Source organism: Pseudoalteromonas sp. CH_XMU1449-3, assembly GCF_037027245.1.
Taxonomy (GTDB): Bacteria; Pseudomonadota; Gammaproteobacteria; order Enterobacterales; family Alteromonadaceae; genus Pseudoalteromonas; species Pseudoalteromonas shioyasakiensis.
Genome location: NZ_JAYMDY010000005.1, coordinates 230,573 through 250,523 on the forward strand (window position 1 = coordinate 230,573; position 19,951 = coordinate 250,523).

A 19,951-nucleotide genomic window follows, 5' to 3' on the forward strand; every position below is an offset into this window, starting at 1 on the left:
TTAAAGGGTTTGCTCCAAAATGCGAACAACTAATTGCTCAAAGCTTGCACCATTCGCTTTTGCTGCCATTGGTACTAAAGACTTTTCTGTCATGCCTGGTACCGTGTTTACTTCTAATAAGTAAAAGTTACCTTGTTGATCACGCATTGCATCAACACGACCCCAACCACTAGCACCCACTAAATCAAACGCTTTTAATGCCATATCTTGCAACAATTCAGTTTCTTGCACAGATATATCTGCAGGGCAATGATACTGAGTTGTATTCGATTGATACTTAGCTTGATAGTCATAAAAACCATTTGGCGTCGTCATCTCAATGACAGGCTGAACATCTTGCCCTAGTACAGCAACAGTAAATTCACGGCCAGTGATCCATTGCTCAACAAGCACTTGGCTATCAAACTTAAATGCAGCGTTAAGCGCAGCATCGAGTTGCTCTGCACTGTTTGCTTCTGCCATTCCAATGCTTGAACCTTCATGTGACGGTTTCACCATCACTTTACCAAATTCATTAATAATCGCTTGGCTATCAAACTCATGGCGGCTATCAACCACTGTGTAAGGTGCTGTGCTCAGCCCCATTGCTTTAAATAAATGCTTACAACGTACTTTATCCATCGCAAGCGCAGAACCTAAAACATCACTGCCTGTATATGGAATACCCATAAACTCAAGTGCACCTTGAATTGTGCCATCTTCACCACCACGACCATGAAGGGCAATGAATACACGTTCAATGTTTAATTCTTTTAATTGCCATAACGGCTGATCTTTCGGATCAAAAGCAATGGCATCAACGCCAGCACTTTGCAAAGCATTCAATACAGCTTGGCCTGATTTAAGAGATACTTCTCTTTCGGCAGATGTGCCGCCGAAAAGTACCGCTACTTTGCCAAATTTGTCACTTAACTGGCTCATACGTTTACCTGCTTTAGTTGTTCAATAGACAACTCGGTTGCTGCTAACTTTTTCACTAACTGGCCTATGTTACCAGCGCCTTGTGTTAAAACTAAATCATTATCTTGCAGTGTACTGGCAAGGACACCAGCAAGCTCAGAGTTACTAGCAACATGTAATGGCTCTTTACCACGCTGGCGTAAACTGCGACATAAACTCTTGCTGTCGGCTCCCACGATTGGGTCTTCACCCGCTGAATACACATCTAGCAGTAATAACTGATCAACATCAGCCAGTACTTTGACAAAGTCTTCGTATAAATCACGGGTTCGACTATAACGGTGCGGCTGATAAATCATCACTAAACGTTTATCTGGCCACCCTTCACGAACCGCCGCAATCGTCGCCGCAACTTCTGATGGGTGATGACCATAATCATCAACTAACATGACATTGCCGCGCTCATTTTCAAAGCTTCCGTAATGCTGAAAACGACGGCCCACCCCTTCAAATTTTGTTAACGCTTCTAAAATTGCATGATTAGCGATGTTTTGATCTTTAGCGACCGCAATCGCTGCAGTCGCGTTAAGCGCATTGTGCTTACCCGGCATATTAAGCGTAACTGCTAGGCTTTCACCTTGCTTATTTACAACATTAAATGAACAAGTATTCGCTGTTTGGCTAAAATCAACCATGCGGTAATCAGCTTCTGCCGACTCACCATAGGTAATAACAGGACGCCCAAAACGAGGGATCAGCTCTGCCGCAACCTCAGAATCAATACACACCACAGCTAAACCATAAAACGGTAAGTTATGAATGAAATCAACATACGTGTCTTTCATTTTTTCTAAGCTACCGCCGTACGTATCCATGTGATCTTCTTCAATATTCGTGATCACAGATACCATAGGCTGTAAATGTAAGAATGACGCATCGCTCTCATCAGCTTCTGCAATTAAAAAGTCACTTTTACCAACCTTAGCATTACTCCCAGCACTGTTTAGCAAGCCACCAATAATAAAGGTTGGATCAAGGCCTGCTTGTGCATAAATGCTCGCGATTAAACTCGTGGTTGTTGTTTTACCATGAGTGCCTGCCACTGCAATACCGTGGCGAAAACGCATTAATTCAGCCAACATTTCTGCGCGGCGAACAATTGGAATACGCGCCGCTTTTGCAGCTTTAATTTCAGGGTTTTGCTCGTTAATCGCACTTGATACCACCACCACGCTGGCATCTTTTACATTGTTCTCATCATGACCAATAAATACTTCTGCACCCACTTTAATTAAGCGCTCAGTCATCGCACTGTGCGCAATATCTGAACCTGTGATGCGGTAGCCTTCAAAAGCAAGTACTTCGGCAATACCACCCATGCCTGCGCCACCAATACCCACAAAGTGGATAGTGTCGATACGACGCATCGCAGGACGAGTGTTGTTTTCTTTCATCGTGCTTTCTTTCACTACTAATCTCTTCTATCTGCTAGTTGCTCACAGCGTTTTGCAACATTGGCTGTGGCATCTAAAATAGCAAGCTGTTTTGCTTTACTTGCCATTGTTGAAATTTTTTCTGGTGCATTTACGTAAGGCGTTAATAACTCAACAACCGCCGCTTGGTTAAACTCACTTTGCTGCATAATCAACGCTGCTTGCTCAGTCACTAAATACTTTGCATTGGCAGTTTGATGGTCATCTACAGCATGCGGAAAAGGCACAAATAAGGCCATTCTTCCTGCCGCCGCAATCTCACTCACCGTTAATGCACCAGCACGGCAAATTACCAAATCGGCCCATTGATATGCACTATCCATATCATCAATAAATTCAGCAACTTTACTATTTTCAGTTAATCCTAACTGTTGATAGCTGGCAGTCACATTCGGTTCATTATTTTTACCCGTTTGGTGCCATATATTAAGCGTTGTTAGCGCTGAAAGCTCACTGAATACAGCAGGCAAAGTCTCATTTAGTACCTGTGCACCAAGTGAACCGCCTACCACCAGCACATTAATTGGTGTCGTTGTTTGCTTAGCAGTGACATTAGCGACACTTGCTCTGACTGGGTTACCCACTACTTCACATTGTTCTTTTGCAAAAGCCGATGGAAAAGCTGCCAGCACTTTGTTGGCAAACTTCGCTAGCCAGCGGTTACTCATGCCTGCAACGGCATTTTGCTCATGAATAACCAAAGGAATTCCTAAGCTCTTTGCTGCAATTCCAGTAGGTCCGGTCACATAGCCACCCATAGCAAGAACAACATCAGGCTTTTGAGCTTTTAAAATTTTACGTGCTTGAAAAATCGCATTCATCACCATAAAAGGTGCTTTAATCAGGCGTTTAATTCCATTTCCGCGTACACCTTTTACATTGACAAAATCAATCTCAATGTTGTGCTTAGGTACTACCGTTGCTTCCATTCTGTCAGGCGTGCCAATCCAGCTAACTTGCCAGCCTTGCTGTTTTAAAAAGTCAGCCACGGCAATACCTGGAAAAATATGGCCACCGGTACCACCTGCAACAACAAGTAATTTTTTACTCATCGTTTACCTCCACGTGAGGTTGCCTGCTTAGTCGCCATCTTTGTTTCAAAATCTATTCGCAAAAGTACACCTGTTGCTATGGTCATAATTAATAAGCTAGAGCCACCGTACGAAATAAACGGTAGTGTTAAGCCTTTGGTTGGCAAAATGCCCGCACTTGCACCAACATTTACCATGGTTTGAAACGCAAACCAGATACCAATAGCAAAGGCAAAATAGCCTTCGTATTCTTTGCCACATTGCAGCGCTTTTTGGCCAATTAACAGGGCTCTGAATACAAATACAGCAAGTACAATCAAAATACTAAATACGCCAAAAAAGCCGAGCTCTTCACCAATCACTGCAAAGATAAAGTCATTATGTGCCTCTGGCAGGTATTGCAGTTTTTGTACACTATTACCTAAACCTTGACCAAACCAACCACCTTGGCTGTAGGCCATTAGCGATTGTACTAACTGATAACCTTTACCAAACGGATCTTCCCACGGTTCTAAAAAGCCTGTAACACGAGCCATACGATATGGTTCAGCGATAATTAGCACTACCACTGCAGCAATACCCGTTAAGATAAGGCCAAAAAACTGCCATAACTTAGCACCTGCTAAAAATAACAAACCAACTGTCGTCACAAACAATACAACTACAGTTCCTAAGTCTGGCTGCATCAAAATCAAAAACGCATACACACCAAATACGGCTAATGGCTTAAAGAAACCTTTTAAGTTCTCTTGTACTTCTTCACGTTTACGCACTAAGTAACCAGCAATGTAGCTAAAGAAATACAGTTTGGCGGCTTCAGCAACCTGAAAGCCCACAGGGCCAATAGGTATCCAACGCTTTGCACCGTTCACTTCACGGCCAACAATCAGCACCAAAACCAGCAAACCTAAACCCAGCAACAATAAATAGGCGTTACTGCGCTTCCACCAATCCATAGGCACGTTAGTGGCAATCCAAAACAAGAAAAAGCCCATAATTAAGAACATGCCATGGCGAATGATAATGTGATACGGATTATCAAATAATCGCTCTGCTGTTGGCATAGAGGCACTGGTTACCATCACAAAGCCAACGCCAATCAGCATCAACATGCAATACAATAACGGCACATCATAAAGCTGTGGCGATTGCTTAGGTGTTAATGCCTCACGGATGTCAGCAAATGCAATCATACCGCCTCCGCCAATACGCACTGAGCAAAGTCATCACCACGTTGCATGTAATTGTTATACATATCAATGCTGGCACATGCAGGTGCTAATAAAACGATATCGCCACTGCTGCTTAACTGTTTTGCTAGTTGCACAGCTTCATGCATGTTGGTGGTTAGGTGACCTTTTTCAGTCAGAGCCACTAACGCTTTAGCATCTTTACCAAAACAAACAAGCGCTTTTACTTTGTTGTTTAAGTATGGCTTTAGGGCATCTAAATCAGCCCCTTTTGCATCACCACCGGCAATCACAACTAATTGCTTTGCTTGACCTGCTAAGCTTTCAATCGCAGCGATAGTTGCACCTACATTGGTCGCTTTTGAATCGTTAAAGTATTTTACTTCATTAATTTCAGCAACAAACTGACAACGGTGTGCAAGCCCAGTAAAAGCACTAAACGCTTGCTGGTAATGCTCTTTAGCAATATCAAACGGGCTCAGTAATGCCATCACCGCGAGCGCGTTTTGTTGATTGTGCGAGCCAACAACATTTAAACAGCTTGCTGGTAACACCGGCTTACCGTGTGCTGCAAAGTATTGCTCACCTTGATATTCAACCAAGGCAAAATCTGCATTAGCGAGCGCAAAGCTCACTTGGGGCTGCTTTGCAGTATGCGTTGCCACATCAATGGCATTAACTACCGCAAGCTCAGAGCCGTTATAAATACTTTGCTTAGAGTCAATGTATGCTTGGTAGCTTGGATAACGATCGAGGTGATCTTCGCTCACATTCAATACACAGGCACTTTTTGCTTTTAAGCTGTGTGTGGTATCAAGCTGAAAGCTCGACAGTTCAAGTACATACACATCATAGTCTTGCGATAGTAAATCAAGTACCGCAGTACCAATGTTGCCACCAAGGCCAACTTTATAACCGGCCGCTTTAAGTACTTCAAACGCCAATGTAACTACAGTCGACTTACCATTTGAACCAGTCACCGCAAAAATTGGTTTATCGGTTAATCGGGCAAAAAGCTCAACGTCACCAATCACTTCAACACCAGCATCAATCGCTTTTGCTACAGCAGGTGTCGCGAGGCTTAGACCTGGGCTGATGATAATAATGTCATTGCTGGCTAAGTCTGCCTGCTCTAAATCACCAAAGTGAGTCGTTAACTCACTGGCATGCTCATTTAGCCAATCAGCACCCGGCGGCGCTGTGCGGCTATCAACAACAATTGGCTTAATATTCTGAGATAATAAAAAACGCACAATGCCCAGACCGGTTACACCGAGTCCGAGCACTGAAATTTGTTTATTTTTAATCTCGTTAATAACTGTCATTTACCTGATCTTTAATGTCGCAAGGCCAGCAAGTACTAGCACGATTGAAATAATCCAAAAGCGCACAATTACGCGCGGCTCAGGCCAACCCTTTAATTCATAATGGTGGTGAATAGGCGCCATTCTAAAAATACGTTGACCACGTAATTTGTAAGAGCCCACTTGTAAAATCACCGACAATGCTTCCATTACAAACACACCACCCATGATGATAAGTACCAGTTCCTGACGAACCAGCACCGCAATAATACCCAAAGCACCGCCGAGTGCTAATGAGCCTACATCACCCATAAATACCTGTGCTGGGTAGGTGTTAAACCATAAGAAACCAAGTCCAGCTCCCACAATTGCTGTACACACAACCACAAGCTCACTGGCGAGTGGCAAATGCGGAATATGTAGGTAGCTTGAGAAATTAACGTTACCTGTTAAATAAGCAATAATGGCAAGCGCTGCCGCCACTAAAATGGTTGGCACAATCGCTAAACCATCAAGGCCATCTGTTAGGTTTACCGCGTTCGACGTACCTACAATTACAAAGTAAGTCATCACGATATAAAACAATCCTAGCTGTGGTAACACGTCTTTGAAAAACGGCACAACTAATGAGGTTTCGCTGCCTTGCTGCGAGGTAAAATAAAGCGCACTGGCAACCACTAACGCAATCACTGATTGCCAAAAGTATTTCCACTTAGCGATTAAGCCTTTAGGGTCTTTGCGGATCACTTTACGGTAGTCATCAATAAAACCAACTACACCTAACGAGCCCACAACAAATAAGGTTGCCCAAACATATTTATTTGAAAGGTCTGCCCACAGTAATGTGCTGGTAAAAATCGCTCCTAAAATCAAAATACCGCCCATAGTTGGCGTGCCTTTTTTAGATAGGTGTGACTCTGGACCATCGTGACGAACCACCTGACCAATCTGCATTTTTTGTAATGCACGAATTAGCTTAGGGCCAAAATAAAGTGAAATAAGTAGTGCTGTTAAAATACCTAAAATCGCGCGCAGCGTTAGGTAAGAAAAAACATTAAAACCACTGTAATACTGTGTTAAATACTCGGCCAGCCAAACTAACATGACGATACTCCATTGTTGCCATTTTGCTGGCTATTTACTAAATCTGTGACCACAAGCTCCATACGAGAACTGCGCGAACCTTTTACAACAACTGTGGTTTTTTGCGTCGATTGAGCAAGTTCACTTTGTAATTGTTGTAATAATTGTTCACGGCTTGAGAAGTGGCGGTTTGGCTTTTCAAATACATCACTGGCTGACTTGCTTAAAACACCTAAGCTGTATAGCTCATCAATGCCTTTTTGCTGTGCATACTCACCGACTTGTTGATGATAAAAACGCGCTTCTTCACCAAGCTCACCCATATCACCTAACGCAAAAATACGACGCCCTGGCATATCACTTAATAAATCAATTGCCGCCTTAACCGATTGCACATTCGCGTTGTAGGTATCATCAATAACCGTCAATGTGTCTGACACTTTAAGGACGTTTACACGACCTTTAACTTCACCCATGGTTGCCAGCGCCGATGCAACACTTTCGAGGCTTACACCCAGCTCAGTGGTTAACGCGGTGGCTATTAATGCATTTGCAATATTATGTTTGCCCGGTAGTGCCAGTGTGACAGGTACTTTTTTATCTTTATTACAAAGCACAAAAGAAGCACGGGCTTGCTCATCAAGCACCACATCTTCTGCCCAATAATCTAATTGTTGGCTAGTAGAAAAACGTTTTACGTTGCGATCAGTTAATTTATCAAGCCAAAAATCGGCATAATCACTGTCGCAATTAACTACGGCAACACCATCAGGCTTTAATCCGTCATAGATTTCGCCTTTGGCCGTTGCTACACCTTGTAGTGAGCCAAAGCCTTCTAAGTGAGAAGCTGCAACATTACATACCACAGCAACATCAGGTTTCGTCATTGCAACGGTGTATGCAATTTCACCAATGTGGTTGGCACCTAATTCAATCACCGCATATTGGTGTTGTGGTTCAAGGCGTAATAACGTCAGTGGTACACCAATGTCATTATTAAAGTTGCCTTTTGTTGCCAGTACTTCACCATGACCAGATAAAATCGCCGCACACATTTCTTTAACGGTCGTTTTACCCACGCTACCTGTGATAGCGATTGTTTTTGGTGCAACCTGTGCCATCACAGCCGCGCCAATTTGGCCAAGCGCAATACGTGTATCACTGACCACAAACTGCACAATATCGACGTTAACAGGACGCGCTACGATGGCAGCTATCGCGCCTTTTTCTTTTGCTTGCGCAACAAATTTATGACCATCAAAATTAGGCCCTTGTAGCGCTAAAAACACTTCACCGTCGCACAAAGTACGGGTGTCAGTGTTAATATTTTTTACCGTTTGATTACCACCTTGGTAATCGGTTGCTAGAACTTTAGCTAGCCAATCAAAATCCATAGGGATCATAACTGCGCCCCTTGCGATTTTTCTTTTAATTGTTGTTGTACATATTGACGATCGCAGAAGTCAATTCGTTGGTCGCCAATAATTTGATAGTCTTCGTGGCCTTTGCCCGCAATTAGAATGACATCATCAGCACCTGCTTGCGCAATGGCATAACTAATAGCCTGCGCGCGGTCTGCTTCACAATGTGCGCGTTCAGGCTGCTCAAGCCCTGCAATCACATCAGCAATAATTGCGTCTGGGTCTTCACTTCTTGGGTTATCACTGGTTACAATAATACGGTCTGCATTAGCTTCAGCAGCTTTTGCCATCATCGGGCGTTTGCCTTTGTCTCTGTCGCCACCACAGCCAAACACACAGCTGACGCCACCTGGAACATGCTTTTGCAATGCTTGTAATGCTAGTGCTAACGCATCAGGAGTATGGGCATAGTCAACAATACAAGTCGGTTGACCTGGCGCACTAAATGCCTGCATGCGCCCAGCAACAGGCTGCAATGATTTACACCCTTCAACGAGTAAATCAAGTGGGTAACCCATACCTAATAAAGTAGCCATTGCAGCGGCTAAATTATATAAGTTGAACTCGCCAAACAGTGTGCAATTAACTTCAGCCTGTCCCCAACTGGTATCGAACTTCGCCGATATACCGGTGTTATCATAGGTTACATCGCTGAAATAAACAAAACGCGCATTTTTAGGCGTTAGGTTTTTATGGCCGTAACAAATTAGGTTATTGAAGTCGTATTTTTCTAACCATGCTTCAACTTGCGCATCATCTTGATTAAGCACCACAAGCTCAGGCATATGGTCACGCATTAACATCAACTTCGCATCACCGTAGGCATCCATCGTGCCATGATAATCTAAGTGGTCACGCGAAAGGTTAGTAAACACAGCGGCTTTAAATTTACACTGATCAACACGTTGCTGAACTAAGCCATGAGATGAGACTTCCATAGCCACAACATCATGCTGTTCTGTTACAAGTTCAGATAAAATACGCTGTAAATCGACGCTCGATGGTGTGGTGTTTGCAAGCTCAGTCAGGTTATCAGGGTGCCCATAACCGAGCGTACCAATCACAGCCGCACGTTTATGACAATGCTGTGCTAAATGCGCGATCATCGCTGTGGTCGTTGACTTGCCATTGGTGCCTGTCACACCCACTAAATCCAACTGCTTTGATGGTTGCTGGTAAAAAGCAGCTGCAAGTGCAGGCAGCTTTTTCGCTAAATCGGTAACTAAATAAAGTGGTTCAAACTCACTTTCGAACTCACATAAACGGTCAGCAATAACTGCCACCGCACCATTTTCAATGGCTTTTTCAATAAACTGTCCGCCATCAAGCTGATGACCTTTTATAGCGACAAATACATCGCCAGCTTTTACATCTCGACTATCAAGACGTAGTTGATTAACCAATAAACTATTGGCCTCAACATCAATTTGATTAAGAATCGGTTTTAAATCACGCATCGTTATCTTTGCCTTCTACGTACGCAACCGCATCTTTATCCGGTGCGACGTTTAGAATTCTTAAAGCATTGGAGACAATCTCTGCAAATGCAGGACCTGCCGTCGCACCGCCGTAATAAACATCTCCACCCGGCTCATTAATCAATACTACTACCGCTAAACGCGGGTTGCTTGCAGGTGCAATACCGGCAAAATAACCAACATACTCATCACCGTAACCACCAACAGCCGCTTTTTTAGAAGTACCTGTTTTACCTGCAGCACGATAACCATCAACATGAACTTTTTGAGCAGTACCACCTTTCTCAAACACGCTTTCCATCATGTGAACAACAGCTTCAACATCTTTTTGTTGAAAAATACGTTCGCCTTCAGGTACCGACTCTTGTTTAAGTACAGTCAATGGACGCATAACACCGCCTGAACCTAACATGGCATAAAAACGCGCCATTTGTGCGGTACTTACTGCTAAGTTGTAACCAAATGATAGTGCAGCAATTTCATGATCAGACCAGCGGCGATTTGGATAAAATAAACCACTGCTTTCGCCAACCATGCCCGTGCCACTGTCGCTGCCAAAACCAACTTTTTGATAAAGACCAACAAAGTAATCTTTTGGTAGCTCTTGGCTGACCTTAGTCACACCCATATTGCTTGAATATTTTAAGATCTCTCTTAAAGTCATCTCACCATGATTACGAGTATCTTGCACAAGGCTACCACCTACTCGCATCCAGCCAGGGTAAGTATCAACAATTGAATCCGGTTGAATTACGCCGTAGTCTAAACCAGCTAAAATGGCTAGCGGCTTAACAGTTGAGCCTGGCTCAAACAAATCGGTGATAGCACGGTTACGACGCTTATGCGGCGCAGCATCTGATAAGTTATTTGGGTTAAACGATGGGCTATTTACCATAGCCAACACTTCACCGGTTTTAACATCCACAACCATGGCTGAACCTGAGGTCGCTTTGTACGATAACACCGCTGATTTCACTGCCTTATAAGCAATTGCTTGAATACGTTGGTCTATACTTAAATGAATACTCTCTGGCTCTACACGCTCGCGCTCATCAAGAACTTCTACTTCACGGCCTTGCGCATCTTTACGAATAGTACGCTGACCTTCAACACCGGTTAAAGCTTTTTCATAAAGCTTTTCGATCCCCTCAATACCATGACCATCTATGTTAGTAAAACCAATAACATGAGCTGTCACTTCACCGGCAGGGTAATAACGTTTTGACTCATCAAGTAAGTGGATACCTGGTAAACGAAGATCACCAATATAGTTAGCAACAGCAGGGGTAACCTGACGTTTTAAGTAGACAAAACGACGCTTTGGATTATCACGAAGACGAGAGTTAATTTTGCTTGGTTCAATACGTAATACATCCGCAAGTTCACGCCAGCGAATATCATTATTGTAATAAGCGGCAATACGTTTATCTAACTCAACAGTGTTTTCAGCAAGCGCTTGTTGATCTTCACCATTTTTACGTGCTTGACGCAGTACCTTGCTGATCAGTGATTTATGTAGTGCCTTAGGATCGGCATACACACTCACCACAGGCACGCTGACTGCCAACTCTTTACCATTGCGATCGAAGATCATACCTCGCTGCACATGTTGTTTTTCAACTCGCACAGTACGTTTATCACTTTCTGAACGCGCTTTATCTGGCTCAATGACCTGTAAAAAAGCGGCACGCGCAACCAGCGTCATAAAGACTAGCAACACCACTGAGCACACGAGCAAAAAGCGCCATGTTATCAAGGTATTCGTTGGCTTTTTCCCTCTGCTTCTCATTGCAGTACCACCACCTGTTCGTCTTGGCTAGTTGGCCGTTTCATTTCTAATTGCATGGTTGCGACTTCTTCAATACGCGCATGCTGCGAATAAAATTCTTCTTCTACAAGCAAGTAACGCCACTCAAGATCAAGTTCATCGCGCTCTTGCAATAATTTATCTTGTTCAATCAATTGTTGACGCGCTAGGTGCGTCACTTGAACCACACTTAAGCTCGAAGCAAGGATCACAACCAACAAGGCCAAGGTCAGCTTATTAGCTCCTAGGCCTTTAAAAATCTCTACAAATAAATTGGGTTGGCGATGTGTCGCTTTAGCTTTCATTACAACCTCTGAGCAACCCTTAACACAGAACTACGTGAACGCGGGTTAGCTTCTATTTCCGCCTTACTCGGCTTAATGGCTTTACCCACTGCCTTTAACGTCAGGTTTTTGTTTATTTGTGCGTCCGTCAAAGGCAGACCTCTGGGTATCGCCTCTCCCTTACTCTGTTTTTTTATAAATTGCTTAACAATGCGATCTTCTAACGAGTGGAACGAAATAACGACTAAACGTCCACCTGGTTTTAAAACGTCAACAGCGGCTTGCAGTGCAGTTTGAATTTCTTCAAGTTCACTGTTGATATAAATACGGATCGCTTGGAATGTACGTGTAGCCGGGTGTTTGTGTTTATCTTTCACTGGCACCGCTTCATCGACTAAGTCAGCAAGCTGCTTTGTGCTTGTGATAGCAGTGTGTTCACGTGTTTCAATTATTTTATGAGCGATACGGCGGCCAAACTTTTCTTCGCCGTAGGTTTTAATCACATGAGTGATATCTTCAAGTTCAGCTTCAGCGAGCCATTGTGCAGCACTGCGACCACTGGTTGGGTCCATGCGCATATCAAGCGGGCCATCTTTCATAAAGCTAAAACCGCGTTCAGCATCATCAAGCTGTGGCGAAGAGACACCGATATCTAACAAAATACCGTCAACTTTACCGATTAAATCGTTATCTTCGGCAACTGTTTTAAGGTTTGAAAAACGAGTGTGGGCAATCGAAAAACGTGCATCATCAGCAAACTTTTCAGCGGCTTTAATAGCTTGTGGATCTTGGTCAATTGCTTGTAAACGACCTTGCTCACTTAAACGCGCAAGAATTTGTCCAGAGTGCCCACCGCGACCAAATGTGCCATCCATGTAAATGCCTTCGGGTTTAATATCCAAAGCATCTATGGTTTCGTCCATCAGTACAGAGACATGTTCAAATTGCGCTGTCATTAGCTATTTTTTGCCTTTTTATTATTGTGGTTAGAGTGAGAAATTATCGAACTCAGGATTCGCCTCAAAATCGCCTAGGCGTTCAATTTCAGTATCTTGGCGCATTTGTTCATGCCAACGATCTTCATCCCAAATTTCAAACTTGTTCATCAAGCCAACCAACATGATTTTTTTTCCAAGTTCTGCATGTGCGCGTAACGACGGCGCCAGCAAAATTCGGCCATTTTTATCTAGTTGATACTCTGTAGCGTTACCGAGCAGCATACGTTGCATACGGCGAGCGCGTGGATTCATGTTCGAAATTTTTAATAATCGTTCTTCAATTTCGAGCCATTCTGCTAGCGGGTATAACCACAAACAAGGTTCATTTAAGGCCACGGTGCAGATAACCGTTCCCTGATCTTCAGACAAGATCGCATCTCGGTACTTAGTCGGTACCGCAAAGCGTCCTTTATCATCCAAACTCAGAGAGCTCGCACCCCGAAACATAACTTGCCTTAAAAATAGGTTGTTAATCGTTAATGATTATTTCCGATCCAGTTTGATCCACTAAAAACCACTTTTTACCACAGTGCTCCAGTTTAGGGCTTGACAAGCCATTTTGTCAAGTAAGCAGATCATCATAAGCGCCTTGTGAAGCCAGAAAAAATAAGGCCTCAAGCAAAGCCTATGAATTACGTGGGAAAAAGTGGAAAACATCGAAAAAAAATATTTTTTCAATTTTCTTGGCGATGTATTAGGGAAAAATGGTTAATGAATAACCAATGAATAATTACAAAATTATCGAATGTTGTAATTTTTACTTAATCACCCTGCAAGAGTTACGAATGTTCTCCCTCCAATGGCTGATTAAAAATTATAACGCATTGAAAAAGTTAATTTTTATTATTTGGTATGAAGGTTGCGATAGGTTAGATACCAATTAAATGGCAATTTTTAAGGAATGATTATGACTACCGCAACTTCTAAATCGAATTCAAGCACAGAAACTAATAGCAGTGCAAACTCGAACGCGGCTCAAGTAGAGGCGCCATTCACAGAAAAAGCAACTGAAGCAGCACATCACGCTGTTGATGCACTTTCAACTCGTGCAGCAAGTGCTGAACATAGTGTTCGCCAAGGCGCATCGAGCTCTGCTCAAACGCTTTCTGAAAAGCAAGCTGTAGCACGCGCTAAAATTAATGAGTACAGTGGTAAAACTCGTAAGCTTGCATCAGAAAACCCACTTGCAACAGCAGGTATTGCCTTTGCTGCAGGCATGTTAGTAACTGCTCTTATTCGTCGTAAGTAATTGTTATGCAGTCTTCTCAATCCACAGATGAGAAAACGCAAGATGCCACTGAACAGCCGTTAAACGCTGATCAGTGGCAAGATCATCTTGCTAAATTATCTGATTACGGCAAACAGCTATACATTGACTACCGTGAACAAACTGGAACTTGTAAAAAGCTTGCAGCTGCTGAGTGGCGCTTATCAACACGCTCACTCGCCTTAACGATCATCCTACTCGTCTGTTTTGCAGGCGGCTTGGTGCTACTTTGGGCTGGTCTACTTGCTACTGTCGGTATCGCAATATTTAGCTTTAGCCAATCATTGTGGTTAGCCGCTATTTCATTGATTGCATTACAACTGATATGCCTTGCATGGCTTTGGAAAAATATTGGTTATGTAAGTAGTAAGATAGGCTTTGATCACACGCTAAAAAGCGTTCGTCAATTATTTAATATTAATAAGGATGAATGATGTTAATTGATTATTTTATTAATAAACCACAGCACAGAGTGACTGAACTAAGCCAACAAATGGATCTACAAGATGAGCTTAAACGTCAACACCATCAAGCATTCAAATACCGTTTAAAACGCTTTGCAGTAAGTAAAGTAGGTATTGCCAGTGCCTTCACTGCGGGAATGGGCTACGAAGCACTTAATAACTCAGACCACAAAGACGGTAAATTGAAACAAGTCAGCCGCTTCAGCTGGTTACTGCGTTTGTTGTGATCTTTATCATGTAATGTTTGCTTTTTACTTCTCTTTGCCACCTATTTTCATTACCTTAAACACAAACGAGCAATTTGTGAGAATGTAAGGTGAAAAAAAGGATTGTATTAACAGGCGGCCCAGGCGGTGGTAAAACAACAGCCATCGATCTATTAAGACGTGAATTTTCTAATCAAATTGTTGTTGTACCAGAGTCTGCGACCATGCTATTCAGCGGTGGTGTAGAACGTGGTGATGCAACTCACCTCATTAAAGCTCACCAACAAGCTATCTTCAGCTTACAAAAACACCTTGAACATATTCAGCGAACCATGCACCCAGATCGTTTAATGCTTTGCGATCGTGGTAGTTTAGATGGGCTTGCCTATTGGCCCGGTGAGCAAGATGAGTTTTTTCAGTGTTTAGACACCAGCCTAGAAATCGAACTTAACCAGTATGATGCAGTGATCTTTTTTGAAACAGCTGCTAAGTCTGGGCAAAGTATTCATTCTAATAACCCTGTTAGAAACGAATCTGATCAGCAAGCTATTTTGCTTGATGACAAACTGCAAGCTGTTTGGTCACAGCACCCTAACTTTAATTTAGTGAAAAGTTCAGAGTCATTTATTCAAAAGGTGATGTTTGGCATCGACACTATCCGCAAGGTCATGGATAGTTATAACTAACAGCTTAATCAGTCATTAAACTGTTAGTTATCAGAGTCTATTAACCACGATTATGTGGTCGAGCGTAGTCTATATCAGGCCCTTTTGGCACAACTTGAGTTGGGTTGATCATGGTGTGGCTAAAATAGTAATGACGTTTTATATGATAAAAATCAACGGTCTTACTTACACCTTCAATTTGATATAACTCACGTAAATAGTTGCTGATCGCCGGATAGCTCTCAATAGTACGCAAATTACATTTAAAGTGGCCCACATAAACACTGTCGAAGCGAATTAAAGTGGTAAATAAACGCCAGTCGGCCTCAGTCAATGTATCACCCACTAAATAACGATTAGCTGTTAAGCGTTGCTCAATCTTATCTAGAGCAGCAAAGAGATCATCAAAGGCTTCCGTGTAAGCTTCTTGCGTTGTCGCAAAGCCTGCACGATACACCCCATTATTAATGTTGTGATAAACAAACTCATTAACTTCATCAATTTCAGAACGTAACGATTGCGGATAAAAGTCACGTTCATTACCTGTTAGGGCATTAAACGCGCTATTAAACATTCTGATAATTTCAGCAGATTCGTTGCTAACAATACGCTGCGTTTTTTTATCCCAAAGCACGGGAACCGTAACACGACCTGAATAATCGGCTTTGTTACGCGTATAAATTTGATGCATAAATTCGCTATCGAAAAGTGCATCACCGGTGCTGTGATTGTCTTTATCAAAGGTCCAGCCATGCTCTAGCATGTCAGGACTTACAACCGACACACTGATATAATCTTCAAGGCCTTTTAAATGGCGAAAAATCAAAGTGCGATGAGCCCAAGGGCAAGCTAAAGAGACATAAAGATGGTAACGACCTTTCTCAGCTTTAAAGCCCGCATCACCACTTTGCCCTGCACTGCCATCTTCGGTAACCCAGTTACGTAACTGGGCTGCCTCACGTTTGAACTCACCTTGATTGTTATCGGTGTCGTACCATTTATCTTGCCATTGGCCATTTACTAGTAATCCCACAATAACCTCCTATAGTGTGCCAAATTTACCTATCTGATAGTCACGCACTGCTTGCTGTAACTCAGCTTGGGTTGTCATTACAAACGGGCCCATATGAGCGATTGGTTGCTTAAGCGGCTCACCGGCTAGGATCAACGCCCCAGCACCAGTTTGCGAGTTAAACTCAATGTTACTGCCAGGCTCTAAAATCAATAAGCTGCCAGCTTTAACTGGACCGCCCTGTTCAGTATGAATTTCTCCAGTATGGATATAAATCATCACCTTAGTTTGCGCTAATGGTGCATGGTAAAACTGCGTACCAGCCGGTAAAGTCACATCAGCAAGCATGCCATCAGCGGCGAGCTCTTGTAGGCTAGAGTCCTGCTTTTCACCGGCAAACTGCCAGCTTCCTGCCAACGCTTTAAGCTCAACCCCTTGCTCATTTTGAGTCGTTGGTGCTGGCGCTTCTGTGGTATCTTGATAACGTGGTGCTCTTAGTTTCTCGGCACTTGGCATATTGAGCCAAATCTGAAAACCGTGCATGCCTTCTTTAGCATCTGCTAATGGCATTTCACTGTGGATCACACCAAAACCGGTACTCATCCACTGCACATCACCAGCACGGATCGCTTTTTTGTTACCCATTTGATCTTGGTGCTCAAAGCCACCTTTAATAATATAAGTAAAGGTTTCGATACCGCGGTGAGGATGCGCAGGAAAGCCCCCCATAAAATCACTGTGATCATCTGACTTAAGCTCATCGATCATTAAAAAAGGGTCTAAATACTTGCCATCAAAGCCAGGAATACGACTGATGTTTACGCCGTCACCATCTTGTGTGGCATGACTATTTAATTGTTGAATCACTTTCATAACTTTACTCCCGTAAATTGTATGAAATGATTGTAGGCGCTAATTTAACTAACAACCATGAGTAAAATTAGCGCTAATCATTCTATTTTTAAGAATGCTCATTTTGTTGTCTGGTTAATCTATCAGCCACTGTAGCACCCCGCTCTCCAACTTCTTTCTCTGGCCCTATGGTGCTATCGACTAAGGTTTGTTGCTCGGCACTGGCATTAATGGCGGCACCAAAAATAATGATGTATGCGCTGATATAAAGCCACATCAACATGATCACCACACCACCTAACGATCCGTAAGTTTCGTTATAACTTGCAAATTGCGATACATAATATGAAAAACCGATTGATGCGATGATCCACAGTAAGGTGGCAAGCATTGAGCCTGGGGTGATCCAGCGCCATTTGGCAGGCGTTCTATGCGGTGCATAACGATATAAAAATGCTAAAGCGCAATTAAAAATAATGGCTAATAGTGGCCAAGTAATAAGCTGAATCATTAAATCGATAAGCTCAGTTAAGCCAACTAAGTTAAGCACTATTGGCAAAATACCAATGATCAATAACGCCACCAGCGCAACCACAATAGCACCTAACGAAAATAAAAAACGCACCACTAATGCCATAAAAAACTGGCGCTTATTGCGCTGATGATAAGTAATGTTGCAGGCAGTGATCAATGCTTGGCAGCCTTTGCTGCTACTCCAAACAGTCAATAATAAAGTACCTATGGCACTGGCACTCAATACCTTTTGCGATTGCTGAGTGATACCACTAACCTGTAGCAAAATGATGTCACGGCTACTTTCAGGTAAAATGGCAATCACTTTATCAAGCTGATCATAAATATCTGTTGGCGAGGCAAAATATGCATACACAGAGACAATAGCCGCCAGCGCAGGGAAAATAGCCAACAGAGCATAAAATGCCACGCCTGCCGCCACAAAAGATAAATTGTCTTGTGATAGGTTGTGATAAACCCGCTTGCAGATATCCCACCAGCCTCGCATTGGGATCTCCATTGGTGAGCGAGCTTGGTAACCTCGGTTGTCCTTACTCATAAGCGACCTAAAAAATTGCTTTAATCACTCTCAAGCTGCAAACAACTTGCCAGTAATAATGGCGTCTGAATTGCATTAAGCTAAGCTTATAAAAACAGTACAAAGGTCCATGGAGCGGTGCGATGAATTATTATTTACTTATTAAAAATCAATTGGCTAGTTTGTTTACACCGACAGTTTCAGTAACATCGCAAGCAATCCCTGAGAGCTTATCTTGGCAAGACTTAAACTCTCAAATTACGCAGTTTTTACATACTACATGGCAAATGTTACCTGCACTGACACTCGGTATTGTAGCCATCATTGTTTGCTACTTTTTAGCCCGCCCTTTATCGTATTTATTAATCAAACCACTTGGCTTTGTCAGTGAAAGTAAACTTTTGCATGTGGTGACTAGGCGCTTTTTTAGCATCATTATCATCTTGTTTGGGGTGTACTTATTTTTGCGTCTTGCTGGACTCACCAGTTTTGCCGTGGCGATTATGAGTGGTACTGGCTTAGTCGGGCTTATTTTAGGTTTTGCTTTTCGCGATATCGCCGAAAACTTTATTTCAAGTATGCTGCTTAGTGTGCAGCGCCCTTTTCGTATTGATGATGTGATAGAAGTTGATGGTCGTTTAGGGGTAGTTAAAAAGGTTACGGCTCGAGCCACCACCTTGGTTGATTTTGATGGTAATCACATTCAAATTCCCAATGCGACCGTCTATAAAAACGTCATTAAAAACCTCACCGCAAATCCTAAAATGCGAGGTCACTTTAACGTTGGCATTGGCTACGATAATGACATTCGCTATGCCCAACAATTAGCAATGAAAGTGGTTAATCAAAACCCTGCTGTTATTAGTGATCCGCCAAGCCAAGTGTTAATTGATTCTTTAGGCTCAGCGACTTTAAATCTAACCATTTATTTTTGGGTTAATAGTAACGAACACAGTACTATTAAAGTGGCCTCACAGTTAATGCGAGAGCTGGTCAATACCTATTTAGCAGAGCAAATCAGCATGCCTGATGATGCTCGCGAGCGAATTATTTTAAATAGCGAGAACGAGACCGAGCAGCCAGACAATAATGTAAGCGCAGAGCCAAAAACAGCAAAATCACTCGACGACCATAGCCTTGATGACGTTAGCAGTGATGCCGATGATATTCGCGAACAAGCGGATCAATCTCGCGACCCTGAACAGGGTAGCAATATAATTTAAGGTACTTGAGAACTAGGTTTCATCATTGGGTTTATCTTGCATAGCACGCTTAAACCCTTTGACTGACGTCCCTAAATCTCCACCTATTCGAGATAATTTTTTTGTGCCAAATAACAGCACCACAATTGCAGCAATAATGACTAATTGCCAAACACTAATTCCTGCCATAACAACCTCATTTAAAATAAAAGCGCCCTTACAGGCGCTTGTAAAACACTAAAA

General features: G+C 42.8%; 20 protein-coding genes and 1 pseudogene. 5 read left to right on the top strand and 16 right to left on the bottom strand.

Annotated features, from left to right (window positions below):
- From WA256_RS08760 to mraZ, 12 genes are read right to left on the bottom strand one after another with little or no spacing between them, the layout of a single operon-like run.
- Nucleotides 1-921 carry a D-alanine--D-alanine ligase gene (locus tag WA256_RS08760; protein WP_058585895.1) on the bottom strand — a complete coding sequence of 307 codons (921 nt, stop codon included), beginning with the start codon at nt 919-921 and terminating at the stop codon, nt 1-3.
- On the bottom strand, nt 918-2,354 hold the full coding sequence (gene murC, locus WA256_RS08765; RefSeq protein WP_414628167.1) for a UDP-N-acetylmuramate--L-alanine ligase: 1,437 nt from the start codon (nt 2,352-2,354) through the stop codon (nt 918-920). The genes WA256_RS08760 and murC overlap by 4 nt, the downstream gene beginning before the upstream one ends.
- 17 nt (nt 2,355-2,371) lie before the next feature.
- Nucleotides 2,372-3,445: an undecaprenyldiphospho-muramoylpentapeptide beta-N-acetylglucosaminyltransferase gene (murG, locus tag WA256_RS08770; protein ID WP_130166199.1), complete on the bottom strand. Its 1,074-nt coding sequence runs from the start codon at nt 3,443-3,445 to the stop codon at nt 2,372-2,374.
- Nucleotides 3,442-4,617, bottom strand: coding sequence for a cell division protein FtsW (gene ftsW, locus WA256_RS08775; protein ID WP_054561050.1), 1,176 nt, complete (start codon nt 4,615-4,617; stop codon nt 3,442-3,444). Before ftsW ends, murG begins: the two co-directional genes overlap by 4 nt.
- Nucleotides 4,614-5,939 carry a UDP-N-acetylmuramoyl-L-alanine--D-glutamate ligase gene (gene murD / locus WA256_RS08780; RefSeq protein WP_130166198.1) on the bottom strand — a complete coding sequence of 442 codons (1,326 nt, stop codon included), beginning with the start codon at nt 5,937-5,939 and terminating at the stop codon, nt 4,614-4,616. Before murD ends, ftsW begins: the two co-directional genes overlap by 4 nt.
- Nucleotides 5,940-7,022: a phospho-N-acetylmuramoyl-pentapeptide-transferase gene (mraY, locus tag WA256_RS08785; RefSeq protein WP_054552733.1), complete on the bottom strand. Its 1,083-nt coding sequence runs from the start codon at nt 7,020-7,022 to the stop codon at nt 5,940-5,942. It lies immediately after the preceding gene.
- On the bottom strand, nt 7,016-8,404 hold the full coding sequence (locus WA256_RS08790) for a UDP-N-acetylmuramoyl-tripeptide--D-alanyl-D-alanine ligase (RefSeq protein ID WP_287243460.1): 1,389 nt from the start codon (nt 8,402-8,404) through the stop codon (nt 7,016-7,018). The genes mraY and WA256_RS08790 overlap by 7 nt, the downstream gene beginning before the upstream one ends.
- Entirely contained in the window at nt 8,401-9,879 is a 1,479-nt protein-coding gene (murE, locus tag WA256_RS08795; RefSeq protein WP_062566494.1) for a UDP-N-acetylmuramoyl-L-alanyl-D-glutamate--2,6-diaminopimelate ligase, read from the bottom strand. Before murE ends, WA256_RS08790 begins: the two co-directional genes overlap by 4 nt.
- Entirely contained in the window at nt 9,872-11,689 is a 1,818-nt protein-coding gene (locus WA256_RS08800; RefSeq protein WP_062566495.1) for a penicillin-binding transpeptidase domain-containing protein, read from the bottom strand. The genes murE and WA256_RS08800 overlap by 8 nt, the downstream gene beginning before the upstream one ends.
- Nucleotides 11,686-12,012, bottom strand: coding sequence for a cell division protein FtsL (gene ftsL / locus WA256_RS08805; RefSeq protein WP_054561056.1), 327 nt, complete (start codon nt 12,010-12,012; stop codon nt 11,686-11,688). The genes WA256_RS08800 and ftsL overlap by 4 nt, the downstream gene beginning before the upstream one ends.
- A complete protein-coding gene (gene rsmH, locus WA256_RS08810; protein WP_130166197.1) occupies nt 12,012-12,947 on the bottom strand; it encodes a 16S rRNA (cytosine(1402)-N(4))-methyltransferase RsmH in 936 nt (311 codons plus the stop codon). Before rsmH ends, ftsL begins: the two co-directional genes overlap by 1 nt.
- 30 nt (nt 12,948-12,977) lie before the next feature.
- On the bottom strand, nt 12,978-13,436 hold the full coding sequence (gene mraZ / locus WA256_RS08815) for a division/cell wall cluster transcriptional repressor MraZ (protein ID WP_054552739.1): 459 nt from the start codon (nt 13,434-13,436) through the stop codon (nt 12,978-12,980).
- Between the two features lie 460 nt (nt 13,437-13,896).
- Between mraZ and WA256_RS08820 the strand changes: the two genes are divergently transcribed.
- The 4 genes from WA256_RS08820 (at nt 13,897) to WA256_RS08835 (ending at nt 15,612) form a co-directional block, all read left to right on the top strand.
- Nucleotides 13,897-14,238: a hypothetical protein gene (locus WA256_RS08820; protein ID WP_054561058.1), complete on the top strand. Its 342-nt coding sequence runs from the start codon at nt 13,897-13,899 to the stop codon at nt 14,236-14,238.
- Between the two features lie 5 nt (nt 14,239-14,243).
- Entirely contained in the window at nt 14,244-14,690 is a 447-nt protein-coding gene (locus WA256_RS08825) for a hypothetical protein (RefSeq protein ID WP_062566497.1), read from the top strand.
- Nucleotides 14,690-14,947 carry a hypothetical protein gene (locus tag WA256_RS08830; RefSeq protein ID WP_054561060.1) on the top strand — a complete coding sequence of 86 codons (258 nt, stop codon included), beginning with the start codon at nt 14,690-14,692 and terminating at the stop codon, nt 14,945-14,947. Before WA256_RS08825 ends, WA256_RS08830 begins: the two co-directional genes overlap by 1 nt.
- A gap of 89 nt (nt 14,948-15,036) precedes the next feature.
- Nucleotides 15,037-15,612 (top strand): AAA family ATPase, encoded by a 576-nt coding sequence (locus tag WA256_RS08835; protein ID WP_335990606.1) that lies wholly within the window; start codon nt 15,037-15,039, stop codon nt 15,610-15,612.
- 40 nt (nt 15,613-15,652) lie between these two features.
- On the opposite strand, the gene WA256_RS08840 is transcribed toward WA256_RS08835, so the two are convergent.
- The 3 genes from WA256_RS08840 to WA256_RS08850 all read right to left on the bottom strand — a co-directional run bounded on the left by WA256_RS08840 (nt 15,653) and on the right by WA256_RS08850 (nt 18,527).
- A complete protein-coding gene (locus WA256_RS08840; protein ID WP_063527973.1) occupies nt 15,653-16,624 on the bottom strand; it encodes a glutathione S-transferase family protein in 972 nt (323 codons plus the stop codon).
- A 9-nt stretch (nt 16,625-16,633) separates the two neighbouring features.
- Nucleotides 16,634-17,476 carry a pirin family protein gene (locus WA256_RS08845; protein WP_335990609.1) on the bottom strand — a complete coding sequence of 281 codons (843 nt, stop codon included), beginning with the start codon at nt 17,474-17,476 and terminating at the stop codon, nt 16,634-16,636.
- An 88-nt stretch (nt 17,477-17,564) separates the two neighbouring features.
- A complete protein-coding gene (locus WA256_RS08850) occupies nt 17,565-18,527 on the bottom strand; it encodes a YihY/virulence factor BrkB family protein (protein WP_130166195.1) in 963 nt (320 codons plus the stop codon).
- Between the two features lie 122 nt (nt 18,528-18,649).
- On the opposite strand from WA256_RS08850, the gene WA256_RS08855 reads away from it, so the two are divergent.
- Nucleotides 18,650-19,729 (top strand): mechanosensitive ion channel family protein, encoded by a 1,080-nt coding sequence (locus WA256_RS08855; protein ID WP_063528954.1) that lies wholly within the window; start codon nt 18,650-18,652, stop codon nt 19,727-19,729.
- Nucleotides 19,730-19,747: 18 nt separating this feature from the next.
- Here the strand turns inward: WA256_RS08855 and tatA are convergent.
- A pseudogene (gene tatA, locus WA256_RS08860) lies at nt 19,748-19,897 on the bottom strand (twin-arginine translocase TatA/TatE family subunit); the annotation flags it as partial.
- Nucleotides 19,898-19,951: the final 54 nt, after the last annotated feature.

Bases quoted from the DNA above. Each gene is read 5' to 3' on its own strand.
- WA256_RS08825 (WP_062566497.1), top strand. From the start codon at position 14,244: ATGCAGTCTTCTCAATCCACAGATGAGAAAACGCAAGATGCCACTGAA.
- ftsL (WP_054561056.1), bottom strand. From the start codon at position 12,012: ATGAAAGCTAAAGCGACACATCGCCAACCCAATTTATTTGTAGAGATT.
- mraY (WP_054552733.1), bottom strand. From the start codon at position 7,022: ATGTTAGTTTGGCTGGCCGAGTATTTAACACAGTATTACAGTGGTTTT.
- ftsW (WP_054561050.1), bottom strand. From the start codon at position 4,617: ATGATTGCATTTGCTGACATCCGTGAGGCATTAACACCTAAGCAATCG.
- WA256_RS08820 (WP_054561058.1), top strand. From the start codon at position 13,897: ATGACTACCGCAACTTCTAAATCGAATTCAAGCACAGAAACTAATAGC.
- mraZ (WP_054552739.1), bottom strand. From the start codon at position 13,436: ATGTTTCGGGGTGCGAGCTCTCTGAGTTTGGATGATAAAGGACGCTTT.
- murD (WP_130166198.1), bottom strand. From the start codon at position 5,939: ATGACAGTTATTAACGAGATTAAAAATAAACAAATTTCAGTGCTCGGA.
- WA256_RS08830 (WP_054561060.1), top strand. From the start codon at position 14,690: ATGTTAATTGATTATTTTATTAATAAACCACAGCACAGAGTGACTGAA.
- WA256_RS08800 (WP_062566495.1), bottom strand. From the start codon at position 11,689: ATGAGAAGCAGAGGGAAAAAGCCAACGAATACCTTGATAACATGGCGC.
- WA256_RS08850 (WP_130166195.1), bottom strand. From the start codon at position 18,527: ATGAGTAAGGACAACCGAGGTTACCAAGCTCGCTCACCAATGGAGATC.
- rsmH (WP_130166197.1), bottom strand. From the start codon at position 12,947: ATGACAGCGCAATTTGAACATGTCTCTGTACTGATGGACGAAACCATA.
- WA256_RS08845 (WP_335990609.1), bottom strand. From the start codon at position 17,476: ATGAAAGTGATTCAACAATTAAATAGTCATGCCACACAAGATGGTGAC.
- WA256_RS08760 (WP_058585895.1), bottom strand. From the start codon at position 921: ATGAGCCAGTTAAGTGACAAATTTGGCAAAGTAGCGGTACTTTTCGGC.
- WA256_RS08790 (WP_287243460.1), bottom strand. From the start codon at position 8,404: ATGATCCCTATGGATTTTGATTGGCTAGCTAAAGTTCTAGCAACCGAT.
- murC (WP_414628167.1), bottom strand. From the start codon at position 2,354: ATGAAAGAAAACAACACTCGTCCTGCGATGCGTCGTATCGACACTATC.
- murE (WP_062566494.1), bottom strand. From the start codon at position 9,879: ATGCGTGATTTAAAACCGATTCTTAATCAAATTGATGTTGAGGCCAAT.
- murG (WP_130166199.1), bottom strand. From the start codon at position 3,445: ATGAGTAAAAAATTACTTGTTGTTGCAGGTGGTACCGGTGGCCATATT.
- WA256_RS08855 (WP_063528954.1), top strand. From the start codon at position 18,650: ATGAATTATTATTTACTTATTAAAAATCAATTGGCTAGTTTGTTTACA.